This is a genomic window from Verrucomicrobiales bacterium (assembly GCA_016793885.1).
Classification (GTDB): domain Bacteria; phylum Verrucomicrobiota; class Verrucomicrobiia; order Limisphaerales; family UBA11320; genus UBA11320.
On the sequence record JAEUHE010000178.1, the window covers coordinates 153,032 to 164,431 of the forward strand.

The window sequence follows — 11,400 nt, forward strand, 5'->3', positions numbered from 1 at the left end:
CCATCGACCATGCAAAAGATTCTTGTCATCGAGGATGAACCAGAGATGCGCCGGAACCTGGCCATGATCCTGCGTCTGGAACAATTTCAACCGCTCGAGGCCGCCGACGGAGCAGCGGGCCTGGAACTGGCCCGACGTGAGAAGCCGGATCTGGTATTGTGCGATGTCATGATGCCGGTGCTGGATGGTTACGGTGTGATCTCCGGCCTCCGGGCGGATCCGAACACTTCGAAAATTCCCTTTATCTTCCTGACCGCCAAAGGGGAAAAGCCAGACATCCGCTCCGGCATGAACATGGGAGCCGATGACTATCTCACGAAGCCGGTGCGCAAGGCGGACCTTCTGGGTGCCATTCGGTCGCGGTTAGCGCGTCACCAACAGCAATCGGTGCCCGAGTTTAATCCCAACTTCGACTCGGCAGTCCCGCTCGAGCGTGAATTGGGGCTGACACCTCGAGTCGCGGAGGTCTTGCTCTGGCTGTGTCAGGGCAAGACCAACTCCGACATCGCAACCATCCTGGGAAACAGTGAAGCCACCGTCAAAAAGCATGTTCTGGAGATCTTTGGAAAACTGGGCGTCGAAACCCGGACGGCCGCTGGGCTGCGAGCCCTGGAAGTGCTAAGTTCGCCCGCCGCCAAGAACTCCAACGGCTCATCTGACTAGCAGACTGTCGGACTCACCCCCATTGGTGGTGTCTCGGGCTGTGTGGCTTGTTTGTGCTGAGGTCGTCGGCTGAGTTCCTGGATCCGCGGGCCGAGAACCCGCAGGGTTCAAAGAAATTAGCCGGGACGTGGAGCGCAGCGACACCCCCGGTCGGTTGGTCCCTTATTTACAGCACCCTGAAAGGCGTGCCACCAGTCGGCGAGTGGACCGACCAACGCATCAGGATCCTTGAATACGGTGGTACCAGCCTCAGAAGCCGGTGGCATCGCTCCACGGTGCTCCGTAACTTTTAACGATTCCGTGGATACTAGCACCCACGACTATTCTCTTAGACCCCTACGGGTTCGCACCCTGCCGCCAAGGTGAGAAACGTCAGTATCGCCCGACTTGTCTATTCCGCGTTTTTGAAGGTAAGCATGAGACAGATCTACCGCACTCCATAGGCTCAGCGCACGGCCTCAACGGTGTAAAACCCCGCATCCTCCGCCAGCGAGGTGTCGACAAAGCTCGTCTCATTACTGGTCGCCGTCACCAGGCCGATCTCGACAGTCTCGAAACTCGCACGAGACCGACGCAGTATCCGATAGGTTTGGCCAGGAACAGACGAGAAGAGAACGCACGGAGCCGACTTGATACGCAGACTGAAACCGGACAAGGGATCCCGGGGATCCGAACCTGAGGCATATTCGCGCAGATTGCTGCTGCCGTCACTATCCGGATCAGCCTCGGGCTTGGCCTTTGGGTCGTCCAAGAAGCCCACTCCAAAATGGCGAATCAGCCAGTCGGAAGCGATCCCACCATTCGGCGGCTCGTCACGACGGTAAGCGGCCAGGTAGATCTGGGATGCAGCCACTCCGTCGACAAAAACAGCCGCCCGCACCAGCGTGCTCTGACGAAGCTTGAACGGTCCCGTGTAAACGTGCGAACGAGCAGTCGGCACGGATCCATCTAGGGTGTAATGGACCAACCCCACCCCCAAGCGATTCGTCAAGTGAATCATGGTCTCACCTAGAAAAGGTCCCCGAGCTGGGGCGAATACGATCTCAGGAACACCAGGATTCGACACCGCAATCAACTCTACCTGCATATCGAACTGGAAAATGGCTCCATAGTTCGATTGATCAGCACCTCGACCGATCGCGACTTCAATCAGAGTCCCTCCGACCAAAAAGCGCTGTTCGTTGAGATGAATTTCCTGCGGTGCGACCAGATTGCGACCGAGAAGTTCTACTCCATCCTGAGTGATGTGAACATCTACGTCACTCCATCCGGAAGCGTAGCCAAAAACCTCAAAGCGATAATTGCCGTCCGCCGGAACCCGGTACTGAGCCACGGCATAATTGTCCGGAACCCCGCCGAACGGCCCTGGGGCCGCGCTGATACCATGGGCCGGAAAGGTTCCCTGCCCCGCCACCGTGAAGGCGTTGGAGCTCTGGTTCTTCCTAATAAAAGACTCCGTGTTTGCAACTCGGCCCCAATAGGCCAACTCATTACCATAGGCCTCGCCCGAGAACCGTTCGGTATAAGGCATGAAGTCGCCGTCCCAACTTGTCTTATAACCGAGAGACCAGCAGTTGGTCGGCTGGACTGTGGAGGGAAACTGCGAGGCAAGGCCGCCGCTGAAAGGGATCAGAGTCTGGTTAAGGGAGTCGATCTGAGCATCCAACTGAAGCACCGCGCCATAGTTTGAACCATCATCACCCCGACCGGTCGCGATTTCCAGGATGGTACCCGAGGCATAATACTGTTCGTTGGTGAAGCCGAGAGTCTCGCCGGGATTAAGATTCTTGCCTACCCATTCCAGATCGTCTCGGCGGACATGAACATCGACGTCGCTACCGCCCGTCGCTTCGGCCCAGATCGCGACCCGGTAGCGACCGTCACTAGGAATGACGTAACGTACCACTGCATAGTTGTCTTCTCGCTCCGGGTAGCCCGGAGCCACGCTGACCGCATGAACAGGGAACGTCCCCTGGCTCGGCACCGTGAATTCGTTCGGCCCGAGGTTCTGTCGGACCCAAGATTCCGAGTCACTGATCCAACCCCAGTAGGCTTGGGTATTTTCCTCAACCGTGCCTTCGTATCGAGTCCGGTAGAGCGCAAACTCGCTTTGCAGACGAACTTTGTAGCCGAACTGCCAACCGTTTGACGGGTTCGCATCTTGTGAAAAATCGGAGGAAAGCCGTGCCGCTTGAAGCGGAGCGCAGGTTATGCTGCAGGAAAGAACGATCACAGACCAGAGAGATAAAGTGAGAGTTTTCATGCATCCTTGTTGGTGAATCTAAGGTTTTGATAGCACTCCAGCCTGGAAAGGTAAATAATGAAATGAAGAGTCACGTTTTCTCCTCCCTCCGGGTCCCACATCGCGTCCACTCTCCCCGCACCTCAGGTCGAGGTTGCGTCCATCGTAGTTTGAAACTCGGGCCCCTTGCCATCCCGTCCGGGGAAGAAGTTGAACCGCTAAGGACGCAGCCTGTCGCGACGATCCCTAAGGGATAGCTCAGCACACACGGGCTCCACAGCCAGACTTACGTCCGGTGGGTAGAAGTCCGACAGGCTGCTAGTCTTAGATCTCGTTCTTGACCATCTCGTCCCATCGACGCTGCATTTCCTGGGGAGTCACCTTCTCGATCTCCTGCTGGATCATCCACTCATGCCCGAACGGGTCGCGCAGGGACGCACTTCGAAACCCGTAAAACTGGTCCGCCGCCGGGCTCACGACCGTGGCGCCGGCCACGCGGGCTCGTTCAACAAAACGGTCAACGCTCTGCACCAGGAGGCTCAGCTTGACCGTCGTTCCTCCCAGGCTGGCGGGCGCTTTGTTGATCGATGCATACTCGTCCGAAAGCATGATCAGGCTGCCGTTGATCGTGAGCTCGGCATGCCCCACTTTCCCGGACTCGGGGTCGATCAACCGATAAAGCTCAACCGCCCCAAAGGCGGCGCGATAAAAGTCAATCGCCCGGGCAGCGTTGTTCACCGCCAGCGCAGGCGTCAAAGGCGGATAGGGAATGGCGGTCTTCGTCATCGTCATCGGTCAAAGCCTAGGAGCCCTCGCTCGCACGATCAACTGGGAATCCAGCGAGAATGATGGGAGCTCTACTCCTTTCGTACCATTGCCCTACCCAAAGAGCATGTTAGAATAGGTCGCGTTGCCCGGGAAGCAGCCAGACAGACAATACTATGCGCCATCTCCTTAGTCTCTTGCTCATCACTTCGCACGTCCTTGCCTCTCCTCCGACGCCGGCGGATTCCGCGATCATCACCGAAGATCAGAATCGTGGAAAAGTTGCCGAAAGCGAAGGGTCGCCAGCGCCAGCGTCATCGATCGTGGAGGGGCTGGCGGATGCGGTCCCACCGCTCCTGTCCATCTCCCGCGACAAAGGCCAAGTCCTGCTCAGTTTCACCGGCACCTTGCAGCAGGCCTTCGACCTCTCGGGACCCTGGCTCGAAGTGACCAATGCCACCAGCCCGTATCAGGCCGATACCGAGTCAACGCGCGGATTCTACCGCAGTGTCGCGGCTTCTGGATCAAGCATCTTTTCCTCACGAACGGTGGTGGACCTGATCATCACCGGTCCGCTCCAAAAGCACTTCGACCTCGCGTTCGCCGGTCTCCCGGATGGAATCTTCCCGCCCAAACGAGAAAAGCCACCCTTTCAGGGGACCGCCGTGCTGGGTGGAACCGAGATCCCCATCGGACTGCGGGTTCGTGGATTCTCGAGCCTGCAGGAATGTCCCTTCCCGAAGCTGACCCTGAAAGTCGGAAAGGAAGACCGCAAGGACACACCGTTTTTCGATGCCCGCGAGATCAAGATCGCAACTCATTGCGCCGAGGGTGGAAGAGGGCCGATCGGGCGACTCCGGGACGAACGGAGCACGTATCGCGAGGCGCTGGCGTACGAAGCGATGCAGACGCTGGGCTTTGTCGCTCCCCGCATCCGCCGGGCTCGTATCGAGTTTCGAGATACCAGCCCCACCAACCAAACGCCCGAGGGGCGCTGGACCATCACCCGACAGGCCATGCTGTTCGACGATCCTGAGGTCGTGGGAGAAAGAATGGGCGGTCGCGCTTTGGATGATGCCGAACTCGCGGCACTCACGAATGCCGGGTTCCCGGAGCAATTGATCCTCGATCTCCGTTTCCTTCATATTCTCTTGGGCAACTGGGACTACACTCTCAGTTTGGGAGGAGAGCGCCTCTGGAACACCGAGGTGTTGGCGTTCCCCGATGGAACTTATCTCCCGATGGCCGGGGATTTCGACCTCTGTTCGTGGGTGACGGAAGAGGTGCGGGAGTCGGTGCCCTGGGACTACTTTCCCGAGCTGCCCCTGCTCGAGCGGCAGATGCGCTACGATCTGGAGCTGCTGCAGAAGGATACCGCTGCGAGCCGGTATGAGGCAGCCAAGGATCGGTTTACCGCGAAGCAGAGCGACCTCCGGTCACTGGTCCAGCAAGCCATCGTGGATGAGCCGGGGCGAACCAACGCGATGCACCACATCGACACCTTCTTTACCGTCTTGGAGGGCCGTCCTAAATAGACGCAGGCGGTTTGGGAAGACGCGACGCGATCAAAGCGCGCGCCTCGGTCTGGCACCAATGAAACGCCAGACCGAGGCCGGCGCCAAAGCCTAGCCCATAAAAAAGGCCCCACGAGAGCATCGCCAGCCGAGCCTGGGTCGATTTCTGGATCGCGACGCCCAGAATCGACATTCCCTGGGCTCTCATCAAACCACCTTCCACTACTCCACCGACGAAGTATCCCACGGAGTTCAGGACGAAAAGCGCCATCACCACCCGAAGGAGCTGACCACGCGCCTCGAAGGCTCGAACGAGGATCCAGCCCATCAGCGCCGTTCCGGCGAACAATCCCACGACGCTCCCTGGGTGACCACGCAGTGCCATCCAGCCTGCGATCCAGGCGACGGAGTAGAGCGTGAAGGCCACACTGAACAGCTGATAGAATCGAACGAGCGAACCTCGACCGAGAATCAGCCGATGCAGACACAGTCCGCTGAGCCCGATAAAGACCACCGCGCAAGCGATATACATCCCCAGCTCACCACCCGCTTTGTGGAACCACCGTCCAAACACCGCCCAAGGTGCGAACCCGGCAAGACTCACTACCGTAAAGCCCAATGTTCCACGGGCGACCGAGGCGGAGAGCGAAGGCACCGCGACGGAGGACACAGATCGGTTAGCCAAGCTGCTCGGATCGAGTTGAAACCAGCTCATAAGCGGTGCAGAAAAACTGCTGATCTAAACGTCCAAAGATTCCCACATGGGTTTGATGCTAGTTCCATTGCACGCGCGGTAGCAAGATCCTGGTTTGCACCTACCATCCAGTGAGGTGCGATCGCTTCCGGGTGGGGACAGCCCGGATCCCACTCCAAGGAGCGGGAAAGCGGTAGAGGTTTCTCATCGATGCTGTTAATAATCGGGACTAGACAAATCGGAGGACACGGGAGTTTTTCACCTGGGCGGGAGTGGCTCGAACCCACAGGGTTCAAAGAGATGTAGCCGGGGGTGCTCGCACCCCCGGAACTGTTAAAAGTACGGAGCATCGCGCAGCGATGCCACCGGTTTCTGCGACTTGCTTCACCCGACTCAAGGAACCTAATTGGTTCGTCAGTCCGTTCGCCGACGGGTGGCACGCCTTTCAGGGTGCTGTTGAATAGGGGGCCGACAAACCGGGGGTGTCACTGTGCTCCACACCTCGTAATCTCTTTGAACCCTAAGCGTTCCCGACTTCGGCATCAGGAATTCATGCAGCAGTCTTCCAGATATACGGATTTTCGCCCACGCTATCCGGCCGCTCGCCAGACTTATTGAGCGTCAAGCTCAGCGCGTGCCCGACCAGGTGCCTTTATATTGGTCCTCGTAGCCTTTAACCACGAAGGTCCCCGCCAAGGTCTCCCCTTTTAGTTCCGCCTTGTAGGCAATAGTCGCCTCGGTGCCTTGAATCTCTCGAGCCATCTCCATGGACAGCTGTCCGTCCTTGAACGAAATCATCTTCAGCTTGTGCACCCCGCTGCGCGGGCTGATCAAAGATCCCGCTAGGCCGCCTTCTGCTTTTTCGAAAACCAACTCGTAGTCGCGCTCGTCCTCAGCCAGCTTGACCTTGAGCTTCCACTTGCCAATCAGCTTGTCGACGGCTGCTTCGGACGGGGTCGGCTGAGGCCGTGCTTTGAGGGTGTAGACATCCACACGGGCGGCCTGATTGTCTCGCACTTTGTCAAAGTTACTCGCCAAAATCAGCTGATCTTCCGAGACGACAAAGATGGTATCCCGGTCGTCGCTAATCGCTTGAGCTTCCGATTCGGAACTTCCCGCCTCGATGTCCGTCACTTTGAGCACCTGGAAAGATCCGAGTCTCTCAACCTTGATGTTTCCCTTGGCGAAGAGCCGAACCTCATTGTCGCCATTCGACAGCGTATAGCGGAGTTTGTCCCCGCGAATATCCAACAGTTGAGTATACTCCGCTCCACCATCAACCGTGCGCTTCCCGGACCAAGTTCCCTGAAGCGGGTCCACCGAAGCTGCCAGAGCGTTGCTACCCACCCAACAGGCCACGAGGAACCCGCAGGCCCGATTCAAAAAAGAACCCCGAGCCACTAGCTCGGGGTTCGAAGAGTCTTTGTGATTCATGAATCAGACAGGAATCGTTAAGCGGTTGCGGGAGCCGCCGAGCCCAATCCTGGTCCGATCTTCGGAGGCAGGGGCTTGGGCACCTCCGGAAGCGGCGTCACTGCGGCCGCCCCTCGGGGTGGATCAATGTCTTTCGGACGCTCAGGTGGGGTGAACGTGCCTGTCCGCACAATGTCCTCCACCTGCTTGCCATCCAGTGTTTCGTGCTCCAAGAGCGCGTTCGCGATCATCTCGAGCTTGTCGCGATGCGTCGTCAACAGATCCTTGGCCCGGTTGTAGGCCCCGTCGATGAGCATCTTGACCTCGACGTCGATCAGCCGGGCAGTGTCATCGCTGTAATCCTTGCGGCGCATCATTTCACGGCCGAGGAACATCTCCTCGTCGTTGCCGAACTGGATCATGCCCAGCTTGTCGCTCATGCCAAACTGGCAGACCATGGCCCGAGCGATATTGGTCGCCTGCTGAATATCCATTCCAGCTCCGCTGCTGATGTCGCCAGAGACCATTTCCTCAGCGATCCGTCCACCCATGATCATGCACAGCTGATCCAAGAGCTGCTTCCTGCGGTGGCTGAACACATCTTCCTTCGGCAGGTTCATCGTCGCACCCAGCGCCTGACCGCGCGGGATAATGGTCACCTTGTGCAAGGGATGCGTGTTCTCGCAAAGCACGTTAAGCAAGGCATGCCCCGCTTCGTGCCAGGCCGTAAATTTCTTCTCTTCCTCGGTCATCGCCAAGCTGCGACGCTCGCGTCCCCAGCGTACCTTGTCCCGGGCCTCTTCCAGCTCCGGCATGGCAACCGCCTTCTTGTTCTGGCGTGCCGCCAGCAAGGCCGCCTCGTTAAGCAGGTTGGCCAACTCCGCACCGGAGAACCCAGGAGTCCCTCGGGCGATCACGGAAAGATCAACGTGGGCCTCCAGCTTCACGTTCTTAGCGTGAACCTTCAAAATGGCCTCACGACCCCGGAAGTCGGGCAACGGAACCGTCACCTGACGATCAAAACGTCCCGGGCGCAACAGCGCAGGATCCAACACATCCGGGCGGTTGGTCGCCGCGATGATAATGATGCCTTCCGTGGTATCGAATCCGTCCATCTCGACCAGCAGAGCGTTCAACGTTTGTTCACGCTCATCATTGCCGCCGCCGAGACCTACGCCACGGCTGCGACCCACCGCGTCAATTTCATCGATGAAGACCAGGCACGGGGTGTTCTTGCGCGCCTGCTCGAACATGTCTCGAACGCGACTCGCGCCCACGCCTACGAACATTTCAACAAAATCGGAACCGCTGATGCTAAAGAACGCAGCATCAGCCTCGCCGGCGATGGCCTTAGCCAGCAAGGTCTTGCCAGTACCCGGCGCCCCAACCATTAGAACGCCCTTGGGGATACGACCACCGAGCTTCTGAAATTTTTTGGGATCGCGCAGAAATTCCACCAACTCCGAGACCTCTTCCTTCGCCTCCTCCACTCCCGCCACATCTTTAAAGGTGACCTTGTTCTTTTCCTTGGCGAGCAAGCGAGCCTTGCTCTTCCCAAAGCTGAGAGCCCCTTTGCCAGCCATGCGAATCTGGCGGATGAAGAAAAACCAGATGAACAAGCCGATCAGGATGAACGGCCCAATGCCCCAGATCAATTGAAGCAGCAGCGTATTGGGCTGCTTAACCTCGAACCGGCCCGTCGAGAGCAGCTTCAACTCGTAGTCCTCAGGAAGCCGCACTCGCGCAACGAACGCCTCCTCGGTATCCTTGCCCCCCTCCGTGATCCGCTTGCCATCCTTATCGGTCCGATAGTACTTGCCGCGAACCTCCTGCAACACCGACTGCACATCGTAGGTGATGGCAGCACGACTCACGAGATTGGAGTCCACCAGCGCCATAAACTCGGGCTGGGAAAGTAATTTGCCCTGGGGAGTTGCCCGATTATTGACAATCACGAGCAGCGGGATCGTCGCGATAATGGCGATCCACAGCAGATAACGCTGAGGTGAATTTCGAAAATCGCCACTCCGCTTTTCGTCGTCTCGATTATTATTGGCGTCGCTCATGTGATCATCAACCGGACAGTTCGGTCGCAAACTAGCACTGGTAAGAGCCGTCGGCAATAGCCCCGACCGTACAATCATTTAGAAAGGGCCGGACGGCAGCACCTCTTACGGCTTAGCAGCCGCACCTATGAGATCGTTGCCGCGCCAGAGTGTCGAGTCAGAAAACGAGGCCGTTTTCGGGTATTGTAACCCCCTATCCAGCTCAGCATCAGACCTGACCTGACATTCCAACCGCCTAGGATTGGATCGGCTAATCGCCGCCCGACTGGAGAAAAACTAAGCCGGAATGGTTGGCCGCTCCCAGAACCGCCTGCCGAACTCGGCCAGACCAGCCTTCGTCGCCTCAGTCTACCCCCGCTCGAACCTGTCCCACCGCCACACCAGAAAGCGCCTGGTGGCAGCAGTAACCTGGAAGGTATCCGAGACCCTAAGCCCCTCCACCCAAAACAGTTCCGAGCTTGTTACACTCTCCGCCACCAAGCGCTGACGCCGCTCCGCAGCCGGAATCTTCGCATTGATGAACAGGTCCTGAAGCTTGCTCGAGGCACCGAGTCCCAACGGACGGAAACGATCTCCCGGCCGCCAATGCCTCAAACAGATTTCACTTCCCACTAAGTCAGCATCGAACACCTCGACCCCCGGCTTGGAACGTCGGATCCAGGCAACGGAGAGGTGGGATCGTAACTCCCACTCCAAATTCCGTTCGGCAAAAACGATCGCCCCCTGCTTCTCAGCGATCCGGACGCATACTTCACTCGGACGAAACTCCAGGCTGGGGGTGACTTGAACCCGGCTTATCCGTCCATCCGTCGCCCGCCGCCACCTCGTGCCGCCCGGCGCAGTGATGACTTGGCCCTCCTCCCTCCGAAGGGATTCCACCAAGGTATAAGTAACCAGCTCATGCTGCTCCAATAACTGCAACCGGATGACCTGCCGCTGTAAAGCGACGTCAAGCCGAGGGAAGTCCGTCGCTCGACCGGGCGGTTTTCCAAGCCAGGCGCGGGCCGACTCCGTCACCGAGGCAGTCTCCGCCGCGATCAGTTCCATCGACCGCAGCAGGTTGGGCGTCGCGTCCTCTCCTTGAACCGCATGGAGCGTGGGAAGGAGCTGGTGGCGGATGCGGTTGCGCAGGAAGGTCGGCGAACGATTCGATGGATCTTCCCGAAATTTCACCCGCTGACTCCGCCCCCACGCGGCCAAATCCCGACGATAACAACCGAGCAGCGGCCGAAGCAGCCGCAGCTTCGGACGGCCCGGAAAAGAGCTGATGACCGACATCCCCGACAGTCCATCGCCCCCTGCCCCGCGCAGCAAACGAATGAAAAACAATTCAACCTGATCGTCGGCATGATGGGCGGTAACCACCTCCGACAAACCCTCCTCTGCAGCCACTTGAGCAAGGAATGCGTAACGCAGGTCCCGAGCCGCCATTTCGATGGAGACACCGCAGGCGGCCGCTCGAGCCCTTACGTCGCCAGATCCAAGAAACACCCGCAATCCCAGTTTCTGTCCGGACCGTCGAACGAACTCAGCATCCCGAGCGCTGGCACGCCCCCGAAGCTGATGATCGAAATGAGCAATTGCCATCTCGAGCGGAAGCGCCTCGGAAAGCCGGTGAAGCACATAAAGGAGCACCATCGAATCCAAGCCCCCTGAGACCGCCACGAGCAGTCGAGGTTTCTTGGCTTGAAGATGAGCTTGCACGACTGAGCGAACCTGTTCGCAAAGCGGATCCACCGCGAAAGCCTAATCAGCTGGGTAGAATCTTGGAAGTGAAAGTGAAGCGGAACGTTGACCACGTATTTTCGGATGACACGCATGGAAATGCAAGGGGAGCCGCACGGTGGGCGCTTTCCAACGTCATTGGGGAGCACGCGCGCCCTGTGGACTGCGGTGGCACGACCTGAGCATTACCCACAAGTTCGGAGGGCTTCCTCCCTATCCCAACGGGATTGCGCCTCAAAGCCCAGGGTTGGGAGGAACGAGCTACCCTGGGGAAAACGCCATAGAATCCACAACCCCATCGTGGGTTGCGAACCCTGT

The 11,400-nt window shown here is 58.4% G+C and carries 8 protein-coding genes; 2 read left to right on the forward strand and 6 right to left on the reverse strand.

What is annotated here, in order from left to right; genetic code table 11:
• The first annotated feature begins 9 nt into the window (after positions 1 to 9).
• Positions 10 to 663, forward strand: coding sequence for a response regulator transcription factor (locus JNN07_20305; GenBank protein MBL9170088.1), 654 nt, complete (start codon positions 10 to 12; stop codon positions 661 to 663).
• 445 nt (positions 664 to 1,108) lie between these two features.
• Here JNN07_20305 and JNN07_20310 read toward each other — a convergent pair whose 3' ends face one another.
• Together JNN07_20310 and JNN07_20315 are read right to left on the reverse strand one after the other, a co-directional pair.
• The gene (locus JNN07_20310) at positions 1,109 to 2,926 is read right to left on the reverse strand and encodes a chitobiase/beta-hexosaminidase C-terminal domain-containing protein (protein MBL9170089.1); all 1,818 of its coding nucleotides are present in this window, start codon (positions 2,924 to 2,926) and stop codon (positions 1,109 to 1,111) included.
• A gap of 303 nt (positions 2,927 to 3,229) precedes the next feature.
• A complete protein-coding gene (locus JNN07_20315) occupies positions 3,230 to 3,697 on the reverse strand; it encodes a VOC family protein (protein ID MBL9170090.1) in 468 nt (155 codons plus the stop codon).
• 149 nt (positions 3,698 to 3,846) lie between these two features.
• Between JNN07_20315 and JNN07_20320 the strand changes: the two genes are divergently transcribed.
• Positions 3,847 to 5,205: a hypothetical protein gene (locus JNN07_20320; protein ID MBL9170091.1), complete on the forward strand. Its 1,359-nt coding sequence runs from the start codon at positions 3,847 to 3,849 to the stop codon at positions 5,203 to 5,205.
• On the opposite strand, the gene JNN07_20325 is transcribed toward JNN07_20320, so the two are convergent.
• The 4 genes from JNN07_20325 to tilS all read right to left on the reverse strand — a co-directional run bounded on the left by JNN07_20325 (position 5,198) and on the right by tilS (position 11,094).
• Positions 5,198 to 5,899 carry a hypothetical protein gene (locus tag JNN07_20325; GenBank protein ID MBL9170092.1) on the reverse strand — a complete coding sequence of 234 codons (702 nt, stop codon included), beginning with the start codon at positions 5,897 to 5,899 and terminating at the stop codon, positions 5,198 to 5,200. The two genes, JNN07_20320 and JNN07_20325, sit on opposite strands and share 8 nt — an antisense overlap.
• A 606-nt stretch (positions 5,900 to 6,505) precedes the next feature.
• Complete coding sequence (locus JNN07_20330) at positions 6,506 to 7,312, reverse strand: hypothetical protein (protein MBL9170093.1); 807 nt, start codon at positions 7,310 to 7,312, stop codon at positions 6,506 to 6,508.
• A 17-nt stretch (positions 7,313 to 7,329) separates the two neighbouring features.
• On the reverse strand, positions 7,330 to 9,357 hold the full coding sequence (gene ftsH / locus JNN07_20335; protein ID MBL9170094.1) for an ATP-dependent zinc metalloprotease FtsH: 2,028 nt from the start codon (positions 9,355 to 9,357) through the stop codon (positions 7,330 to 7,332).
• A gap of 348 nt (positions 9,358 to 9,705) precedes the next feature.
• Entirely contained in the window at positions 9,706 to 11,094 is a 1,389-nt protein-coding gene (gene tilS / locus JNN07_20340; GenBank protein MBL9170095.1) for a tRNA lysidine(34) synthetase TilS, read from the reverse strand.
• Between the last annotated feature and the right edge of the window lie 306 nt (positions 11,095 to 11,400).